The sequence below is a fragment of the Hymenobacter oligotrophus genome (assembly GCF_003574965.1).
Classification (GTDB): domain Bacteria; phylum Bacteroidota; class Bacteroidia; order Cytophagales; family Hymenobacteraceae; genus Solirubrum; species Solirubrum oligotrophum.
Window position 1 is genome coordinate 309,418 of the sequence record NZ_CP032317.1, and the last position, 18,446, is coordinate 327,863.

Here is an 18,446-nt window from a genome sequence, read left to right on the forward strand (position 1 = left end):
GCTGAGCTTGCATATAACCGCCCGGCCCCCGGCCTCCGGGGTGCTAGCAGGTAAAAACAAACCCTCCCGCACCCGGCAGTTGCCTAGGGCGGGAGGGTGCTTTGGCTACCTAGGGCTGCGGCAACCTAGGCGTAGCCCAAGATGCGCATCATCGATTCGGGGTCTTGCTCCGGGGCAAACTCCCAGTCGCGCACGCTGCCGTCGGCGTCGCGGTCGAGGATGACGTGCTTGGGGGCCGGAATCAGGCAGTGCTTGATGCCGCCGTAGCCCGAGAGCTGCTCCTGGTACGCGCCCGTGTGGAAAAAGCCCACGTACAGCGGTTTCTCCTGGCCGCGCTCCGGCAAAAACACTTGGTAAATGTGCTTTTCGGCGTTGTAGTAGTCCTGCGAGTCGCAGGTAAGGCCGCCCAGCTGAATTTTCTTGTAGTTACGCTCCCAGCCGTTGAGGGCCAGCATGATAAAGCGTTGGTTGAGGGCCCAGGTATCGGGCAGGTTCGTGATAAACGAGCCGTCAATCATGTACCACAATTCCTTGTCGTTCTGCAGCTTTTCGTCGAGGATGTTGTAGATGTGCGCCCCCGATTCGCCCACCGTGAAAATGCCGAACTCGGTGAAAATGTGTGGCTCGGGCACGCCTTCTTCGCGGCAAATGCGCTGAATGGTGCGTAGCACTTCCTCAATCATGTACGGGTAGTCGTACTCGGGTTGAATGGAGGTTTGGATGGGCAGGCCGCCGCCGATGTCGATGGTGTGCAGCGTGGGGCACACCTTGCGCAGCTCGCAGTACTTGTGCACAAAGCGGCGCAGCTCCGACCAGTAGTAGGAGGTGTCCTTGATGCCCGTGTTGATGAAGTAGTGCAGCATCGTCAGCTCGAAGCGCGGGTCGTTTTTGATCTGCTCTTCGTACAGCGGAATGGCATCGGCGTAGCGCACGCCCAGGCGCGAGGTGTAAAACTGGAAGCGCGGCTCCTCGTCGGAAGCCAAACGAATGCCCAGGTTGGCGCGGGTATCGGCGTGCACGTGCTCCTTGTAGTACTCGATTTCCGACAGGTTATCGAGAATGGGCATGCAGTTCACGAAGCCGTCGTTCATGAACTCGGTGAGGTAGCGCTTGTACCGCTCGCGCTTAAAGCCGTTGGCGATGATGTACGTCTGCTTGTTGATGCGGCCCTTGCCGTAGAGCGCGCGCACAATGTGCATGTCGTACCCCGAGGAGGTTTCGATGTGCACGTCGTTTTTCAGGGCTTCCTCCACCACAAAAGCAAAGTGCGAGGCCTTAGTGCAGTAGCAGTAAGTGTAGCTGCCTTGGTAGTCGATTTTCTCGATGCCCTGCCGAAACCACTGCTTGGCGCGTTGAATGTTTTCGCTGATTTTGGGCAAGTAGGTAAGGCGCAGCGGCGTACCGTGTTTCCGGATCAAATCCATCAGCGGAATGCCATGAAAGCGCAGCTCGTTGCCCTCGACGGTGAACTCCTGCGAAGGAAAGTCGAAGGTTTGGCTAATCAGGTCGTGGTATGTATCCATTTTGGGAACTTGGGGTCAGGGGGGCCGGGGGCTTGGCGTGCCGGTGGTGTCCGAAGCATTTTTCAGGACACAACCGAGTTCCTAAGACCCCAAGAGCCTATTATCTTGCAGAGGCAAAGATACCCCAACGGGGGTGTTTTGGTTGTTGAATTGTTCGTTGGTCGCGGAGGAAGGTCCTCCGACACCAAGCCTAACCGGCGCCTACGGGTGTCAGCCCTTGTGTGTTAGCACCTTGGGGTTCCGGTAATCGGCAAGCAACACTACCGCCCTAAACTTATTTAGCCGATGTAGTATGCGACGAATTAAACTCATTGAAGTGCGCTCCGAACTGGGAGCTGGCACCCGCGGGGCAAGCCTGGGCATCGATGCCCTGAAAGTAGCCTGCCTAAACAAAGGGTCCGATTACTTCCGGCGGTTCAACGCCGTGGCCGTGCCGGACCAAAACCACGTGCTGTTCGACAAAAACCACTTTCCCTACGCGAAGCACATCGACAGCATTTACACCGTGCTCAAAGGCATTGCCGGCACGGTAGAGCAAACCCTGCGCTTTGGGGAGTTCCCGCTGGTGCTGGCCGGCGACCACAGCAACGCCGCCGGTACCATTGCCGGCATCAAGGCCACGTACCCGCACAAAACCCTCGGGGTAGTATGGATCGACGCCCACGCCGACATCCATTCGCCCTACACCACGCCCTCGGGCAACGTGCACGGCATGCCGCTGGCCATGGCCCTAGGTGCCGACCACCGTGAGCTGCAGCACAACAGCGTGGAGCCCGAAACGGAGTTCTTCTGGCGCAAAATCAAGAACCTAGGCGAAGAAGGCCCCAAGGTTACGCCCGACCACCTGGTGTACGTGGTAGTGCGCGACACCGAAATGGAAGAAGACGCCATCATTGCGCAGCACGGCATCAAAAACTTCAAGCTCGATGAGTTTCGCGCCAAAGGCCCCAGGCAGGTAGCCCGCGAGATTTACGAGCAACTGCGCTTCTGCGACCTGGTGTACATCTCGTTCGATGTCGATTCGCTTGACTCGCGCTTCAGCAAAGGCACCGGCACGCCCGTGGAGCTCGGCCTCGATGTGCCCGAAGCCAAAGCCTTGTGCCGCGCCCTGCTCGAAAACGACCGCGTGGTGTGCTTCGAGATGGTGGAAATCAACCCTACGCTCGATTCCGAAAACACCATGGCCAGCAACGCTTTCGAAATTCTGGAAGCGGCTACCGAGGCCATTCAGGAGCGCCTGCGCCTCGACGACATGGTGACCGGCCGCTGAAGCCGGTAAAATTATTATTGGCAATGTGCCAGAAGCGGATACATTCGTGAAAATCAGTCGCGTTTGTATCCGCTTTTCTTGCCATTGCCATGAATTCGTACGCGCTTCTGAGCGCCCTAGGTGCTGCCGCCTTGATGGGAGCTTGCACCGGCCCGTCGGCCACCACATCGGGCAGCCGTGGGCAAACCAACACCGCCGTTGTGCGCGACTCCGTAACCGGCACCGTGGCTTACCGCGAGCGAATTGCCCTGCCGCTCAACGCGGTGCTGCGCGTGCAACTGCAGGATGTAAGCCGCCAAGATGCCCCGGCCATCGAAGTGGCATCGGCTTCCGTCGAGGCCCAAGGCAGGCAAGTGCCGCTGCCCTTCGTGCTTCGCTACGATACCATCCGCATCGACCCTACCAACACCTACGCCGTGCAAGCCCGCATTGAAGTGGATGGCCGGCTTATGTTCACCAACGATTCGGCTTACCCGGTTATCACGCGCGGCAACCCCAAACAGGTGCAGATGATGCTACGCCGCGCCTCGGGGCAGTAAAAGCCTGTAGCGCGGGCTTCAGCCCGCGTGTACTAGAGCTTATTCGCTGAGGTAGCTATGCGCGGTACCAATCGTTCTAGCAAACGCGGGCTGAAGACCACGCTACCCCGTACTGCGTCCCTAAGGTCAGAAAACAGAAGTTACTAGCCAGAGATGCAGACTGCAACCCGAGGTCGGCGTAGCCGCGTTCATGCTACTGTTGTGTAACGGTCAAATCAGCTGCAACCGAACGCCCAAGAAGCCAAAAATCGGTGCTGGCCGCAGAAACGAAGTTCGGCGTAGCCAATCGGTGTAAATCCGTGATTAGCTTTGCGCCCGTGAAACCGCTGCCTGTCTTCGTAGTGAACTTGCTGGTGCGGTCGTTTCGGAGCCGAAACGAGCGACGAATGTAGCGTAAGCCTTCTGCTTGCGCGGCCGCTCTGTGCGTCCGCCGCGAGGGTTTACGCCAGCGTCCGATTTTCAGCTCCTAAACCAACAGTATTTCAGCGCGCCGCCAATCGGTACCAGCGCGTCGACATAAAACCCGCACCCTGTGCAACAACTCGAACAAGACCTCAAAGCTGCGCTGAGCGCGGCCATTCAGCAAGTATTTGGTGCTGCCGTGCCAGCCGAGCAGCTCACCATTCAGCCCACACGCAAAGACTTCGCGGGCACCTTCACGCTGGTTACGTTTCCGCTCACCAAAGCCCTTGGTAAGGGTCCCGAACAAATCGGGCAGGCCCTAGGCGAGTGGCTCCAAGCCAACGAAGCGCGCGTAAGCGGCTTCAACGTGGTGAAAGGCTTCCTGAACCTGGAAGTTGCCGATGCCGAGTGGCTGCGGCTGCTGCGCCAGCTGCGCGCCCAAGACATTGCCACGCCCGTGCAAACCGGCGGCCCCCAGCGTGTGGTGGTGGAGTACTCCTCGCCCAACACCAACAAGCCGCTGCACCTAGGCCACTTGCGCAACAACTTTTTGGGTTACTCGGTGGCCGAAATTCTGAAAGCCACTGGCGCCACCGTTACCAAGGCCAACCTGGTAAACGACCGTGGCATCCACATCTGTAAGTCGATGCTGGCGTACCAGCAGTACGGCCAGGGCGAAACCCCACAGAGCGCCGGCATTAAAGGCGACCACCTCATCGGCAAGTACTACGTGTTGTTCGAAAAGCACTACCGCGAGCAGGTACGGCAGCTCGAGGCCGAAGGCGTATCGAATGAAGTAGCCAAGCGCGAAGCCCCGCTGATGCGGCACGCGCAGGAAATGCTGCTGCAGTGGGAAGCCGGCGACGAGGAGGTGGTAAGCCTGTGGCGCCAGATGAACGGCTGGGTGTATGAAGGATTCAACGACACGTACCAGCGCATCGGCGTCGATTTCGACAAGTTCTACTACGAGTCGGAAACCTACTTGCTGGGCAAGGAACGGGTAGAAGAGGGCTTGGACAAGGGCGTGTTCTTCCGCAAGGACGACGGCTCGGTGTGGGTCGACCTCACCGACGAAGGCCTCGACCAGAAGCTGCTGCTCCGCGCCGATGGCACCTCGGTATACATGACGCAGGACCTAGGCACGGCCGAGCTGAAGTACCAGGACTACCAGTACGATTCGTCCGTCTACGTCATCGCCGACGAGCAGAACTACCACATGCAGGTGCTCAAGCTCGTGCTGAAAAAGCTGGGCAAGCCCTACGCCGATGCCATTTACCACCTAAGCTACGGCATGGTCGATCTGCCCTCGGGCAAGATGAAGTCGCGCGAAGGCACCGTGGTAGACGCCGACGAGCTGGTGCAGGAAGTAACCGATGCCGCCAAGCAAACCACCGCCGAGCTAGGCAAAATTGAGGGCCTGAGCGAGCAGGAGGCCAACCAGCTATTCCACACGCTAGGCCTAGGTGCGCTCAAGTACTACCTGCTGAAGGTAGACCCCAAGAAGCGCATGTTGTTCGACCCGAACGAGTCGGTGCAGTTGCAGGGCCACACGGGGCCATTTATTCAGTACACCCACGCCCGCATTTCGCAACTGCGCCGCAAGGCCGCCGAAATGGGCATCCGGCCCGAGCTGACGGAGGGCGTTGCCACGCTGCACGAAACCGAGCGCGACGTGGTGCAGGCGTTGGCCAGCTACGCATCGGCCGTGGCCGAGGCGGCCCGTACGTACTCGCCGGCCGTTATCGCCCAGTACGCTTACGACCTCGCCAAAACCTACAACCGCTTTTACACCGAAGTGCCGGTGCTGCCCGAGCCCGACGCGGCCAAGCGCAGCCTGCGCGTAGCCCTTTCGGCGCAGGTGGCCGATACGCTGCGGCAAAGCCTGAAGCTGCTCGGCATTACGGCGCCCGAGCGCATGTAAACCCTTCTCCAGAACGCGCTTCGGCGCGTTCTGCTTTTTTTGCCAATTTCTTTGAACGCCGCTGCCTAAGCGCGTTCCTCCAAGCTTCCGAATGAAATCAATTGCAGTTTATTGCGGCTCCAGCGCCGGCACCGATGTGCGCTACCGCGAGCACGCCACCCAAGTGGGCCAAACGTTTGCCCAGCGCGGCATTACGCTGGTATACGGCGGCGGCAACGTGGGCCTGATGGGCGCCGTGGCCGATGCCACCATGGCAAACGGCGGTCAGGCCATCGGCATCATCCCCGGCTTCTTGGCCGATAAAGAAGTGGCGCACCTAGGGCTGACGCAGCTCGAAGTCGTAGATAACATGCACCAGCGCAAGCTGCGCATGGTCGAGCTGGCCGAGGGCTTTATTGCCATGCCCGGCGGATTCGGTACCTTGGAAGAGTTGTTTGAGGTGCTTACCTGGGGCCAGCTGGGCCTGCACCGCAAGCCCATTGGCCTGCTGAACGTGGCCGGCTTCTACGATGCGCTTATTCACCTGCTCGAACACATGGTGCTGCAAGGCTTGCTACGCTCCGAAAACCGCCGCCAGCTGCTTGTGGCCGACAACGTGGACGAGCTGCTGGCCCAAATGAACGCCTGGCAGCCCAGCAACGTGGAAAAGTGGCTAACGCCGAGCCGCACGTAGGAACTGCTACAAACAACGGTACCCCAATGGGGTTAGTGCTTCGAATTCATTTCTGCTGTCTACACCACCACCGTCTGCCATGAAATCCTTAGTTATTTACTCCCTGGCCGCCGCCCTCGCTGCCTGCGGCGCCCGCTCAGCTTCAACCACCGACCAGCCCACCACCGCCATGGCCGAAACGCCCGCAACCGCTGCCGCCCGCGGCACCGTGTACGATTTCACCGTTACCGACATCAACGGCAAGCCCGTGCAGCTCAGCCAGTACAAAGGCAAAAAGCTGCTCATCGTGAATACGGCTTCGGAATGCGGCTACACCCCGCAGTACAAGGAGCTGGAAGAGCTCTACAAAAAACACAGCGACCGGGTAACTGTGCTGGGTTTCCCGGCCAACAACTTCGGCGGGCAGGAGCCGGGCTCCAACGAGCAGATTGCCGCCTTCTGCGAGAAAAACTACGGCGTAACGTTCCCGCTCTTCGGCAAAGTATCGGTGAAGGGCGACGACACCGCGCCGCTCTACCAGTTCCTGAGCGACAAATCGAAGAACGGCTACACCGACGAAAAGCCCACCTGGAACTTCTGCAAGTACCTCATCAACGAGCAGGGGCAGGTAGTGGGCTTCTATCCTTCCAAAGTAAAGCCGATGAGCGAGGAGCTGGTATCGGCCATCCTGAAGTAAACCGCCTGACGAAGCGTTGCCCTAGGTCGTAAACGTATTTACTACCTAGGGCAACGACTGGTAAACCAGGTTACCAACGTTGTAAGCGCTTGTGCAGCAGGCGCTAAACCGCGCCAAGTTTTGACAACCTCTTCTGATATCACCCCGCGAAACCCAAGCCTCATCGGGGCTTGGGTTTCGGCTTTCCGGCCGCGCACCTTGCCGTTGGCCCTGGCCAGTATTCTGATGGGTGGCTTTCTGGCCGCCAGCCGCCACGAGTTTAACGGGGCGGTGATTGGGCTTGCTGCGCTTACCACGGTGCTGCTGCAAGTGCTCAGCAACCTCGCCAACGACTACGGCGACTCGCAAAACGGCGCCGACAGCGTGCACCGCGAGGGGCCGCAGCGCGCCGTGCAAAGCGGCGCTATTTCGCCGGCAGCCATGAAGCAGGGCATGTACGTGTTCGGGGCGTTGTCGCTGGCCTCGGGCTTGTGGCTGCTGTGGGTGGCCCTAGGTGCCTCGGGGCTGTGGCTGTTCGTGGGCTTCCTGCTGCTGGGGTTGGGCGCCATTTGGGCGGCCATCAACTACACGGCCGGCGCGCGGCCCTACGGCTACGCGGGCTTGGGTGATGTGTCGGTGTTTTTGTTTTTCGGGCTGGTGGGCGTGTGCGGCAGCTACTTTCTGCAAACCCGCGAGCTGCCCTACGAGGTGCTGCTGCCGGCCGTCAGTCTGGGCTGCTTTTCCACGGCGGTGCTGAACGTAAACAACATCCGCGATATGCGCTCCGATGAGCTGGCCGGCAAAATTACCATTCCGGTGCGCCTAGGTGCCCGCCGGGCCCGCGTGTACCACGGGCTGCTGCTGCTCGTGGGCCTAGGTGCCGCGGCGGCCTATGTGCTGCAGCACCACCGCTCGCCGTGGCAGTGGTTGTTTGTGGGCGCGGTACCGCTGCTGGTGTTCAACGGCGTGCAGGTATGGCAGCGGCAGCAACCTGCGCAGCTCGACCCGTTGCTGAAGCAAATGGCCATGAGTACCTTGCTGTTCGTGTTGCTGTTTGGCATTGGGCAGCTGCTTTAGCCGAGCAATTCCGCGCCGACCACAACGCAACAGGCCGCTCCCAGAGCGGCCTGTTGCGTTTGCTAACCCCTGCGGTTGCCCGAAGCATCAGCCCCGCAAAAACACCCGAAACGTGGTGCCGGTGCCTTCTTCGCTTTCTACCTCGATGCGGCCGCCGTGCGACTGCGCCAGGCGGTTCACCAAAAACAAGCCCACGCCGGTGCCGTCGCTCACCTGCGGATGAAAGCGCCGAAACAGCTGAAACAGCTCGGCGCCGTGCCGCTCGAGGTTCATGCCCAAGCCGTTGTCGCGAATGGTGAGCACCGGCTGGCCTGCCACCACTTGCGTGCCGAGCACCACGTGGGGCGCCCGCCCGGGGTGGCGGTACTTGAGGGCGTTGCTGAGCAAATTGTGCAAAATGGTGCGCAGGTTGCTGCGCACGTACAGCACTTCGGGTAGCTCGGCAAAATCGGCGCAAACGATGGCCTCGCTTTCCTGAACCTGCGGCCGAATGGCTTGCAGCACCTCGTTGGTAATGGCCGAAAGCGGCACGAGTTCGGCGTTGTGGTCGCCGGGTTGGCGCTGCTCCTGCACCACGGCCGAAAGGCCATCGATGGTGCTCGACAAATCGTGCAACGACGACTCAACCAACTGCAACACCACCGATTCGTCGGGGTCGGCGAAGGTGGCGCTGCGGCGCAGTTCGTCGAACAGGCCGCTGAGGTTGCTTACCGGTTGCTTCAGGTCGTGCGAGGCCGCGTACACAAAGTTGTCGAGGTCGGCGTTGGTGCGGGCCAGCTGCTGGTTGGCGGTATCGAGGGCCTGGTTGCGGGCCTGAATGGCCGCGTTGGCCGAGGAAAGCTGGTCGTTACTCTGCTGCAGCTGTTGGCGCGTTTTGTTTAGCTCGGTGAGCGAATCGCGCAACTGCTGGTTTACGGCCTGCAACTGCTGGTGGTGCCGGGCCACGTGCTGGCGCCACTCGTTTTTCTCGATGGCGTGAAGAATGGTTTTGGCCAGCAGCTCCTGGTCGAAATGGCCCTTCACCAGATAATCGAGCGCGCCGTTGTTGAGCGCCCGTACCGCTAGCTGCTCGCTGCCGCCGCCCGTAATCATTACCACGCACAGGGTTTCGGGCGGCGAGATGCGCTTAAAATCACTGAGCAGTGTCAGGCCGTCGGTATCGTGCAGGTTGTAATCGAGCAGCACGCAATCGGGCTGGTGCTGGGCAAACAAAGCCAGGCCTTCCTCGCCCGAAGCGGCCTCGTAAATTTCGAAATTCTGTAACTCGGGCTGTTTGCGCAAATAGCGCTTGTACAGCATCCGGTCGTACTCGTTGTCGTCGACGAGAAAGATTTTCTTCACGCGCAGGTGCCGCTAGCTTTCGGAAGGAATTTCGGAGGTATTCAGCCAGTAGTGCACCAGGGCACGGGTTTTTTCCTCCAACACCGAAAACTCGATGGGCTTGGTGAGGTAGCTGTTGGCACCTAGGCGGTAGCAGTCCTGGATGTCGCGGTTGTTGGTGGAGGTGCTGAAGATGATAACCGGAATCGACTGCAGCCGCGGGTCCTTCTTCACAATATCGAGCACGGTACGGCCGTCGGTGCCGGGCAGGTTTAAATCGAGCAGCACAAAAGCCGGCAGCTGCTGCGGCCAGTTGGGGTGCTGGCCGTAGCTCTGCAGGTACTCCAGGGCTTGGTCACCGTCTTCGCACCGAAGCACAGGATTGGGCAACGCCTGCTTGCGGAAAGCGCGGCCCAACGCGGTGAAGTCTTCCACGCTGTCTTCCACCACTAGGATGGGCTTGTGAGGGGAGGTTATCACTTACAGGTACTTTGAAAGGGAGAAATAGAACGTGGTGCCTTGGCCCGGTACCGAGTCCAACCACAACTCGCCGTCGTGCCGTTCCACCATCTTGCGGGCAATTGTCAGGCCAGCGCCCGTGCCGCCCCCAAATTTGTCCTGCCCGTGCAGGCGCTTAAAGATTTTAAAGATGGCCTCTTGGTGCTTGGGCTCAATGCCGATGCCGTTGTCTTGCACGTAAAACACGTAAAAGTCGGCAGGGTTTCCGGTGCCGCGCGGGCCGCGCGCATTGGCCGGGGCCACGCCCACGCTAATCAACCGCTCGGGTTTGTCGTTGTAGCGCATGGCGTTGGTAAGCAGGTTGTTGAGCACTTCCCTTATACGCACTTTGTCGCAGCGCAGGGTGGGCAGCGGGCCTAGCACCGTGGCGATGGTGTTGGTTTGCTCAAAGCGTGGGTGCAGCATGTCGAGCACCTCGTCCACCACCTCGTTCATGTTGGTGGGCACCACCACCAGCTCCTGCCGGCCCACGCGCGAGAGCTGCAGCAGCGACTCAATTAGGGCCTCCATGCGCTGGCTAAGGCGCACCAACGTTTGCAGCTTGCTTACGCCGTCGGCATCGAGCTGGTCGGCGTAGTCTTCGAGCAGAAAGATGGAGTAGTTGTGTATGCCGCGCAGCGGCTCCTTTAGGTCGTGCGAGGCCACGTAGGCAAACGAGTCGAGCTCGTCGTTGCTGCGCTCGAGCTCGGTGTTGAGCTTGCTGAGGCTGGCGGCCCGGGCTTGCAACTCGTTGAAAATCTTGAGGCGCACGTCGGAGAGGTGAAGCCTGATTTCTTCGGCGGCGGTTACCTCCATCGGGCGCCACGGCAACGCGGTGTTGTCGACCTCCTGGCTCCAGGCCGCAAACGACTGCCGGGGCGATAGATGCAGCAGGCCATCTTGCATTACTTCGGCTTTGTGCTCCTTGCCCGCCCACGTTACCGTTTGAATCAGCTCGGGCCGAAACCAAATGATATAGTCGCCGGGGTCTTGGGCCAGCGAAATGGCCAAAATGCCGCTGGCCGTGCCCCGAATGGAAATGCCCGCCGGGTTTTGCTGCACGTAGGAGTTGGTGCGAAACAAATCCTGCTTCATGTTCAGCTGCAGCCAAGTGCGCAACTCCTCTAGCTGGGGTTGGGTAGGGGTGGTACCTAGGGTAATGATGTTGCCCTCGAAGCAAATGGCCACGCCGCCGCAATCGAACACGTCCATCACGGTGGGCTTGCGCTGGTACAAGCCATCCACAAAGTTGTCGTGGCGCGAAACCTGCTCGAACAGCCGCACCTGCGTTTCGCGGATGTGCAGCTGGTAGGCGTAATCATCTTGCTGCTGCTTGGTTTTGAGCAGCGCCGAAAACGTTTTGCCGATGAACAGGCACAGCTCGCGCACCTCGTAGCTAACCAGCTGCGGCGTAAGGTGGTGGCACGTAATCAGGCCCCACAGTTTGCCCTCCTGAATGACGGAAATCGTCATGGTGGCGGCCACGCCCATGTTGCGCAGGTACTGCAGGTGTATCGGCGATACGCTCCGCAGCACGGCGTAGGTCATGTCGGGCGGGCGGTTGGCGGCGGGGTGCATGGCGGGCACCAGCGGCGCCGGCACGTACGACACATCCGGAATAAACCGCAGCCAGTTTTTCAGGTACATGGCCCGTGCCTGCTGCGGAATATCGGTGGCCGGGTAGTGCAGGCCCAAAAACGGTTCCAGGTCGTTGCGCTTGGCTTCGGCCACTACTTCGCCGCTGGCGTCTTCGGCAAAGCGGTACATCACCACCCGATCGAAGCCCGTAATGGTACGCAGCTGATCGACGGCAAACTGGCAAAACTCGAGCACCGAGCCAGCCGCCAGCATGTGCCCCAGGGCCAAGTTCAGCGAGGCGAGGTCGAAGGGCGCGCTTTGGGTTTCGGCTACGGGCTCAAACTCCGCCCACAGCAGCCCGTCGTGGCGGTGCGCAATGAGTTTGTAGTAAGGCCGCTGCGGAATTTGATCGAGGCGAGTGCCCAGCAATTTGGGCGTTTCGGCTAGGCCGGCCCACAGCTGCTCCACCTCGGCCAGGGCGCCGGCACTTAGGAGGCGCTCCAGGCCGCTGCCCAGCAGTTCGTCGGGCCCGATGCCGATGAGCTGGGCGGTATTGGCGCTGGCGTGCACCACGTGCTTGGTTTGCTCGTCGAGGCAAAGCAAAAAGCCATACGGCTGTACCGAGCCCGGAATATGAATAGGCTCCCGGTCGCAATTGGTTAGGGTAACCGGCGTATTCAGGAGGGCTTCGTCGGAGTATACTACCGTAGCTCGATCCACGCGTGTAGCTTTTGAAACGTTTGGATGGCGGACTGCACAATTTCCGCTTCGTTATCGGGGGTGGCTTCGGCGGCCAGCAGCTGGCAAAAGCTTTTCCACAGCGGGCCAGTGTGCTCGGCCGAACCCGTAAAGTAGGTGCGGGTTGGGATGCCCGCCTTGGCAAGCTGCCGCGTGATTACCTGCCCGCCCAAGGTAGAACCCTCGAGTACGTACAGGGCGCCCAAGAGTTGGGGCCAAGTGCGCAACTCGGGCATATCGGCGCACTCGGGCAAGTGCGCAGCGGCGGGCAAATCCTGCTCGATTAGGTGGGCGCGTTGGCGGCGCTCGGGCTGCCAGGCGGGGCTAAATGCGTGCTGCCGCAGCCGGGCTTCGTAGGGGCGCAAAAAGCCGTACAGCTTGGCCAAAAAGCGTGCTGCTATGGCTTCCGTGATGTTGCCAGCCGCCAGCGCCCGGTTGAATTCGTTTTGCTCCAGCGCGCGGTGGTAGGGCTGCGTTTCGGTGCGCAGGCGCTGCAGGATGAGCGGTTTATCGAGGCCGACAAGCATAGGGCGGTAAACGGTGATTGGCAAGAAAGTAGGCAACATGCTGCCCGGCCGGAAAGTGCTGCCGGGCCGGCCAGCCAGCTGGCCCAACCGCCCATAAAGACAAAAGCACCCCGCTACAACCCGTAGCAAGGTGCTTTTGGCGCAATAGATTATTCGCTGGCTGCCGGGGCCGCTACGCTTTGCGGCGCGCCCTCGGGCTTGGGGCCACGGCGGTTGCGGCCGCCCCGCTTGCGGCGGCGCTTGGCCGCGTCGGTGGCAGGGGTGCCTTCGTCGGCTGCCTCGGCCCTAGGTGCTCCGGTTTCGGAAGCGGCGGGGGCGCTACCCTCGGCCGGGCCTTGGGGGCGCGGTTTGCGGCGGCGGCTTTTCCGGCGTTTCTGCTCTTCGGTTTCGGGCGTGGTGGCTGCGCCCTCGGCAGCCGGGGCCGCGAGGGCCGCGGGGGCCGGGGCAGTCGCTACCGGCGCAGCGGCGCGCTCGGGGCGGCCCGTGCGCGGGGCCAATTTGCCGCCGCGGCCGCCGGGCTTGCCGGCGTGTGCGGGGCCACGGCCGCGGTATTTTTTGGGGTCGAACTCGGGCGAGGGGCCAATTTCTTCGGGCGTGGGCTTTTTCTCCAGCTCCCGCTCAATCAGCTTTTCAATCTTCACCACGGCGTCCTGGTCGTGGTCCGACACGAATGTGATGGCCATGCCCGAAGTGCCAGCGCGGGCCGTGCGGCCAATGCGGTGCACGTAGTCCTCGGCATCGCGCGGCAGGTCGAAGTTCACCACGTGCGACAACTCGCTCACGTCGATGCCGCGCGACATCACGTCGGTGGCTACCAGAATCTGGAACTGCTTGTTTTTGAACTCGCGCAGCACTTGTTCGCGCTCCTCCTGGGTGCGGTCGGAGGTGATGCCGCGCACGTTCAGGCCTTTTTTGCGCAGGGCGCGCTCAATGGGCCCCACATTCATTTTGCGCGAGGTAAACAAGATCATGCTCTGTACTTCGAGCTGACCGATGAGGTGCTCCAGCAAGGCCAGCTTGTTGGTGTCGTACACCATGTACATCTGCTGGTTGATGTTCTCGGCCGGCTTCGACACGGCCAGGCGGATTTCCTCCGGTTCGTGCAAAATCTTTTTCGAGAACTCGCGGATCTTGTTCGGCATGGTGGCCGAAAACAGCAGCGTTTGGCGTTTGGTGGGCAGCTGATTGACAATCTGAATGATGTCTTCGGCAAAGCCCATGTCCATCATTTTGTCGGCCTCGTCGAGGATCAGGAAGTCGATCTGGTCGAGCTTCACGTAGCCCAGCTGCATGTGCGCAATCAGGCGGCCGGGCGTGGCAATGATGATATCGGCGCCCTGCGTGAGGGCACGCTTTTGCTGCTCCCAAATGTCGCTTTTGCCGCCGCCGTAAATGGCAATGCTGCTGGCGCCCACATGGTAGCCAAAGCCTTCCACCTGCTCGTCGATTTGCTTGGCCAGCTCGCGCGTGGGGCACAAAATAAGCGCCGTGGTGTGCTCGGGCCGCTCGTAGGCAATAAAGTCGAGCACGGGCAGCAGGTAGGCGGCGGTTTTGCCGGTGCCGGTTTGGGCGCAAGCAATCAGGTCTTTGCCAGCCAATGCGGCCGGAATGGCCTGCTCCTGAATGGGGGAGGGCTTGGTATAGCCCATGCCCTGCACCCCGTCGAACACGTCGGGGTGTAATTGAAAATCGTCGAACGTCAAGGGTTCAGCAAGTTGGGTAAACGGATGGCTGACCTTGAGTTCCTGGGTCAGCAAAACAGCGTATTGGCGCTAAATATACGCGAAACCAACAGGTGCGGCGGCGCGATGGTTCGCCCAGGTATATTCTGCAGAAGCAATATATGGGCCGATAATGCCGCTGTTTGGCCGGGCGGGCCCTTGGGCCAGGCTTGGGCCTGGGGCACTTAGGGCGTTATTTTCGGGCTGGGGTAAAGTATTTGGGCGGGCCCACCGACTGCCATACCCAACGGCCCCGCACCGCTGCCGGGGCAATCAACTTTTGTTTGTATGAACGTAATCGTAACCGGCGCCACGGGCATGGTGGGCGAGGGCGTGCTGCACGAGTGCCTGCTCGATGCCGCCATTGAGCAAGTGCTGGTGGTTACGCGCCGGCCCTCCGGCGTGCAGCACCCCAAGCTGCGCGAAGTATTGCTCACGAACTTTGCCGACCCCAGCCCCCTCGAAGACGAACTAGCCGGTTACGACGCCTGCTTTTTCTGCCTGGGAGTGTCCTCAATCGGTTTGAGCGAGGAGGAATACATCCGCCTGACGTACGACCTGACGCTGAATTTTGCCCGCCTGCTAGCCCGCCTGAACCCGCAGATGACGTTCTGCTACGTATCAGGGGCGGGCACCGACGGCACGGAGCGCGGCCGCCAAATGTGGGCCCGCGTGAAAGGGCGCACCGAAAACGCCGTGCGCCAATTGCCCTTCCGGCGGGCGTACGCCTTTCGGCCGGGCTACATGCACCCCACGCCCGGCCTGCGGCACACGCTTTCGGGCTACCGCTACTTTGCCTGGGCGTACCCCGCGTTGCGCCGGCTGTTTCCGGCGTACGTATCCACGCTGCAAGAAATGGCCCGGGCCATGATTAACGCGGCCAAGTTTGGGTATTCGAAACCGGTGCTGGAGGTAAAGGACGTTGTGGCGCTGGCCCAGCAAAGCAGCGCCACGCCAACCTAGGCATTTCGGCTGTGGGTTTCCCAAGGCTCGTCGGGCTCGGCCAAGGCTTGCAGCTGCCACAGCAGCTGCTCTTCCGTAACGGGGTAGGCGCCGCCGTGCCGCAACGCTTGGTGCACCGCCTCAAACAGCTGCAAGTAGTTGCCTTGGGGCGGGGCGAGGGTTTGTTGCGTCTTTTGGCCATCGGCGTCTACCAGCGTCAGCAGGCCGGCTTCGGCGGCGGGCTCCAGGCCGTAGGCGGCGTCGAGCGGGCTGAGGCCGGCCAGCAACTGCGCCTCTTGCACATCGGCCCTCGATTTCTGAAAACTACCTAGGGTGCCGTGGAGCACGTATGCCGGCAACGGCTGCGCAATCACCAACCCCGACACCAGCGTAACCAGCGGCCCGTTGGGGTAGAGCAGTTGCAGCTGAACGTAGTCGTCGACTTGCGAGCCGGGCCGAAAACGACCCAGGGCACGGCGCACGCGGGCCGGACGGCCAAACAGGCTGAGGGCTTGGTCGAGCAGGTGCGGGCCTAGGTCGAACAGCAGCCCGCTGCCCGGCCGGCCGGCTTCCTCCTTAAACTGCTTGGGGTTGAGCGCCAGCTTGTACCGATCGAAGCGAAACGTAACATCCACCAGCTGCCCCAGTTGCCCGCCGGCCACCACCTGCTGCACCAGTTGAAAGTCGCTGTCGTAGCGGCGGTTTTGGTAGGCAAACAGGCGGCGGTTTACGGAGCGCGCCAGCTGCCACAGCTCCTGCACCTCGGCTGGGGTGGTGGCCACGGGTTTTTCGAGCAGCACGTGCTTGCCGGCTTGCAGCGCCTGCCGGGCCAGCGCCACGTGCGTGTCGTTGGGCGTGTTCACCACCACCAACTCAATTGCGGGGTCATGCAGCAACTCCGCTACGCTGGGGTAGCTGATAACCGCGGGGTAGCGCTGCTGGGCCTGCTTGCGGGTGCGCTCCACCACGGCGCGCAACGCAAAATCGGGGTGGGCCGCCACAAACGGCGCCTGAAATACCTGGCCCGACATGCCGTAGGCGAGCAGGCCGGTTTGGATGGCGTTGGACATGGCCCCAAAGTAAGCAAGGCGGCACCCAAATGCGCCAAGGCCCCGCCCGCCCGCCGCATCCGCACTACGGGCCCTGGCCAAGCGTAAAAATTTGCCCGCCACACCATCCTATGGGTACAACGCGCCGCTATCGGGTATAAATTTGAGTTACTTTGCCGGCTTGCCGCACCAAGCAGCCCGGCAAGCCGCGCGCCCTCCGCCACTTACAGCCATTGCAAGTGGTTAGCCACACCCTCATAATTGCATCGGGCGCCTTTTTTCACCTAGCAAGCGGCTACTGATCGGCTGCTTACCCCGTTGTACATGAAAATACTCTACTCGGATGATTGCGTGCAAGTTGTGTTACACGACAACGGCTACCGCACGGCCCTCGAGGTAAATTGGCTTAACCGCTGCACCGGCGAAGAACTGCAGCGCGCCACGGTGCAGGCAATTATGCTGGCCCGGCGCCACCAAGTGAACGCCTGGATTGCCAACGACCAGGGTTTGGGCAAGCTCAGCCTGGTGGATATGCACTGGGCCGAGCAAATGCTGGAAAACATGCACCGCGACCTAGGGCTCGACCGGTTTGCGTTGCTGATGTCGGATTTGCCGCATAACCGCGAAAAGTTCTCCCCTTACATCCAGAAATACACCAAGCCCCACTCGCCCCTGGAGCTCAACTTGTTTGAGGACATCGGCACCGCGCGGGCGTGGGCCCTCGATCCGCAGTAAGCAAGCCGTTGGGTGCTTGCCGCGCCGCACGCCCGAATGCCAAACCGCCGGCACTTTCTTTTGCAAGCCGTGAACAACGCATCAACCGAATTGCCGCTGTGCGGCTTGCGCGTGCTGGAGTTGGCCAGCGTGCTGGCCGGCCCGCAGGTGGGGCAGTTTTTGGCCGAATTAGGTGCCGAAGTCATCAAAATAGAGCCGCCAACCGGCGACGTAACCCGCACCTGGAAAACCCCCGCCGAAGCCTCGGGCACCGATGTGTCGGCTTACTTTGCCTGCGCCAACTGGGGCAAGCAGTCGGTGGTGGCCGATTTGCGCACCGAAGCCGGCCTGCAGCAGGTGCAGCAGCTGGTCCATCAGGCCGACATCGTGCTGGCCAGCTACAAGCCCGGCGACGCCGAAAAGCTGCGCGTTGATTACGCGACCCTAGGTGCCCACAACCCCCGCCTGATTTACGGGCAGATAACCGGCTACGGCCCCCACGAGCCCCGCGCCGGCTACGACGCCGTGGTGCAGGCCGAAGCCGGCTTTATGTACCTGAACGGCCCGCCCGGCGGCGAGCCGCTCAAAATGCCCGTGGCGCTGATGGATCTGCTGGCCGCGCACCAGCTCAAGGAAGGATTGCTCACGGCCCTGTACCGCCGCGAGCGTACGGGCCTAGGTGCCTTGGTGCACGTTTCGTTGTGGGAGGCTGGCCTGGCTTCGCTGGCCAACCAAGGCAGCACCTACCTCGTTACCGGCCACGACCCGCAAGCTCTGGGCTCGGGCCACCCCAGCATTGTGCCCTACGGCACCGTGTACCGGGGCGCCGACGGCGTACGGCTTATCCTGGCCGTGGGCACCGACCGGCAGTTTGGGCAACTGTGCGGGGCGTTGGGCCAGCCCGCGTGGGCTTCCGATGCGCGCTTCGAGACCAACGGCGCGCGCGTGCAGCACCGGCAGGCGCTGGAGGAGCTGTTGCACGAGCGCATTGGGCAGGTAAGCGGCGCCGCGCTGCTGGCCGAGCTAGCCCAGCTGGCCGTGCCCGCCGGGGCGGTGCGCACCGCCGGGCAAGCCCTGGCCGAGCCGGCCGCGGCCGGTATGCTCATGCCGGCGCAACCAGGCTTTGGGCACCTAGGGTTGCGCACGGTGGCTTTCCGGAGCCCGCAATGGCCTGTTGCCGAGGCTTTGGCGCCGCCACCGCACCTAGGCCAACACTCGGAGGAGCTGGGCGCAGCCAGCGGCGCATCGGGCGAAAACCAAACCCCGTTGAACTAAAGCTGCGTACCAGTAATTTATAGC

Annotated in this window: 16 protein-coding genes; 9 read left to right on the plus strand and 7 right to left on the minus strand. The window is 61.5% G+C overall.

All coding sequences use genetic code 11. The annotated features are described in order from the left end of the window. Positions 1–125: 125 nt before the first annotated feature. The gene (locus tag D3Y59_RS01225; protein WP_119443378.1) at positions 126–1,523 is read right to left on the minus strand and encodes a type III PLP-dependent enzyme domain-containing protein; all 1,398 of its coding nucleotides are present in this window, start codon (positions 1,521–1,523) and stop codon (positions 126–128) included. 292 nt (positions 1,524–1,815) lie between these two features. Between D3Y59_RS01225 and D3Y59_RS01230 the strand changes: the two genes are divergently transcribed. The 6 genes from D3Y59_RS01230 (at position 1,816) to D3Y59_RS01255 (ending at position 8,060) form a co-directional block, all read left to right on the plus strand. Beyond that, positions 1,816–2,793 carry an arginase gene (locus D3Y59_RS01230; RefSeq protein ID WP_119443379.1) on the plus strand — a complete coding sequence of 326 codons (978 nt, stop codon included), beginning with the start codon at positions 1,816–1,818 and terminating at the stop codon, positions 2,791–2,793. Between the two features lie 89 nt (positions 2,794–2,882). Beyond that, the gene (locus tag D3Y59_RS01235; RefSeq protein ID WP_119443380.1) at positions 2,883–3,332 is read left to right on the plus strand and encodes a YbaY family lipoprotein; all 450 of its coding nucleotides are present in this window, start codon (positions 2,883–2,885) and stop codon (positions 3,330–3,332) included. A gap of 532 nt (positions 3,333–3,864) precedes the next feature. Then, positions 3,865–5,655, plus strand: coding sequence for an arginine--tRNA ligase (argS, locus tag D3Y59_RS01240; protein ID WP_119443381.1), 1,791 nt, complete (start codon positions 3,865–3,867; stop codon positions 5,653–5,655). A gap of 91 nt (positions 5,656–5,746) precedes the next feature. Further along, positions 5,747–6,328 (plus strand): LOG family protein, encoded by a 582-nt coding sequence (locus D3Y59_RS01245; protein WP_119443382.1) that lies wholly within the window; start codon positions 5,747–5,749, stop codon positions 6,326–6,328. 79 nt (positions 6,329–6,407) lie between these two features. Next, positions 6,408–7,004 carry a glutathione peroxidase gene (locus tag D3Y59_RS01250; protein ID WP_119443383.1) on the plus strand — a complete coding sequence of 199 codons (597 nt, stop codon included), beginning with the start codon at positions 6,408–6,410 and terminating at the stop codon, positions 7,002–7,004. 120 nt (positions 7,005–7,124) lie between these two features. Next, a complete protein-coding gene (locus D3Y59_RS01255) occupies positions 7,125–8,060 on the plus strand; it encodes a 1,4-dihydroxy-2-naphthoate polyprenyltransferase (RefSeq protein WP_240410458.1) in 936 nt (311 codons plus the stop codon). An 87-nt stretch (positions 8,061–8,147) separates the two neighbouring features. On the opposite strand, the gene D3Y59_RS01260 is transcribed toward D3Y59_RS01255, so the two are convergent. The 5 genes from D3Y59_RS01260 to D3Y59_RS01280 all read right to left on the minus strand — a co-directional run bounded on the left by D3Y59_RS01260 (position 8,148) and on the right by D3Y59_RS01280 (position 14,424). After that, entirely contained in the window at positions 8,148–9,401 is a 1,254-nt protein-coding gene (locus D3Y59_RS01260) for a sensor histidine kinase (protein ID WP_119443384.1), read from the minus strand. A 12-nt stretch (positions 9,402–9,413) separates the two neighbouring features. Then, a complete protein-coding gene (locus D3Y59_RS01265; protein WP_119443385.1) occupies positions 9,414–9,860 on the minus strand; it encodes a response regulator in 447 nt (148 codons plus the stop codon). After that, positions 9,861–12,176 (minus strand): ATP-binding protein, encoded by a 2,316-nt coding sequence (locus D3Y59_RS01270; protein WP_119443386.1) that lies wholly within the window; start codon positions 12,174–12,176, stop codon positions 9,861–9,863. It abuts the gene before it with no gap. Then, complete coding sequence (locus D3Y59_RS01275) at positions 12,158–12,721, minus strand: biliverdin-producing heme oxygenase (RefSeq protein ID WP_162910461.1); 564 nt, start codon at positions 12,719–12,721, stop codon at positions 12,158–12,160. The genes D3Y59_RS01270 and D3Y59_RS01275 overlap by 19 nt, the downstream gene beginning before the upstream one ends. A gap of 149 nt (positions 12,722–12,870) precedes the next feature. Beyond that, entirely contained in the window at positions 12,871–14,424 is a 1,554-nt protein-coding gene (locus tag D3Y59_RS01280; RefSeq protein WP_317127416.1) for a DEAD/DEAH box helicase, read from the minus strand. A gap of 306 nt (positions 14,425–14,730) precedes the next feature. Here D3Y59_RS01280 and D3Y59_RS01285 point away from each other — a divergent pair, with 306 nt between their 5' ends. Then, positions 14,731–15,405 carry an NAD-dependent epimerase/dehydratase family protein gene (locus tag D3Y59_RS01285; RefSeq protein WP_119443388.1) on the plus strand — a complete coding sequence of 225 codons (675 nt, stop codon included), beginning with the start codon at positions 14,731–14,733 and terminating at the stop codon, positions 15,403–15,405. Here D3Y59_RS01285 and D3Y59_RS01290 read toward each other — a convergent pair. Beyond that, on the minus strand, positions 15,402–16,454 hold the full coding sequence (locus D3Y59_RS01290; protein ID WP_119443389.1) for a Gfo/Idh/MocA family oxidoreductase: 1,053 nt from the start codon (positions 16,452–16,454) through the stop codon (positions 15,402–15,404). The genes D3Y59_RS01285 and D3Y59_RS01290 overlap by 4 nt on opposite strands. Before the next feature lie 303 nt (positions 16,455–16,757). On the opposite strand from D3Y59_RS01290, the gene D3Y59_RS01295 reads away from it, so the two are divergent. Next, positions 16,758–17,168: a hypothetical protein gene (locus tag D3Y59_RS01295; protein ID WP_162910462.1), complete on the plus strand. Its 411-nt coding sequence runs from the start codon at positions 16,758–16,760 to the stop codon at positions 17,166–17,168. Positions 17,169–17,237: 69 nt separating this feature from the next. After that, a complete protein-coding gene (locus tag D3Y59_RS01300) occupies positions 17,238–18,422 on the plus strand; it encodes a CaiB/BaiF CoA transferase family protein (RefSeq protein ID WP_240410460.1) in 1,185 nt (394 codons plus the stop codon). The last annotated feature ends 24 nt before the right edge of the window (positions 18,423–18,446 follow it).

Excerpts from the sequence above, each read along its gene's own strand:
- D3Y59_RS01225 (WP_119443378.1), bottom strand. The coding sequence starts at position 1,523 with ATGGATACATACCACGACCTGATTAGCCAAACCTTCGACTTTCCTTCG.
- D3Y59_RS01230 (WP_119443379.1), top strand. The coding sequence starts at position 1,816 with ATGCGACGAATTAAACTCATTGAAGTGCGCTCCGAACTGGGAGCTGGC.
- D3Y59_RS01235 (WP_119443380.1), top strand. The coding sequence starts at position 2,883 with ATGAATTCGTACGCGCTTCTGAGCGCCCTAGGTGCTGCCGCCTTGATG.
- D3Y59_RS01245 (WP_119443382.1), top strand. The coding sequence starts at position 5,747 with ATGAAATCAATTGCAGTTTATTGCGGCTCCAGCGCCGGCACCGATGTG.
- D3Y59_RS01250 (WP_119443383.1), top strand. The coding sequence starts at position 6,408 with ATGAAATCCTTAGTTATTTACTCCCTGGCCGCCGCCCTCGCTGCCTGC.
- D3Y59_RS01275 (WP_162910461.1), bottom strand. The coding sequence starts at position 12,721 with ATGCTTGTCGGCCTCGATAAACCGCTCATCCTGCAGCGCCTGCGCACC.
- D3Y59_RS01285 (WP_119443388.1), top strand. The coding sequence starts at position 14,731 with ATGAACGTAATCGTAACCGGCGCCACGGGCATGGTGGGCGAGGGCGTG.
- D3Y59_RS01290 (WP_119443389.1), bottom strand. The coding sequence starts at position 16,454 with ATGTCCAACGCCATCCAAACCGGCCTGCTCGCCTACGGCATGTCGGGC.
- D3Y59_RS01295 (WP_162910462.1), top strand. The coding sequence starts at position 16,758 with ATGAAAATACTCTACTCGGATGATTGCGTGCAAGTTGTGTTACACGAC.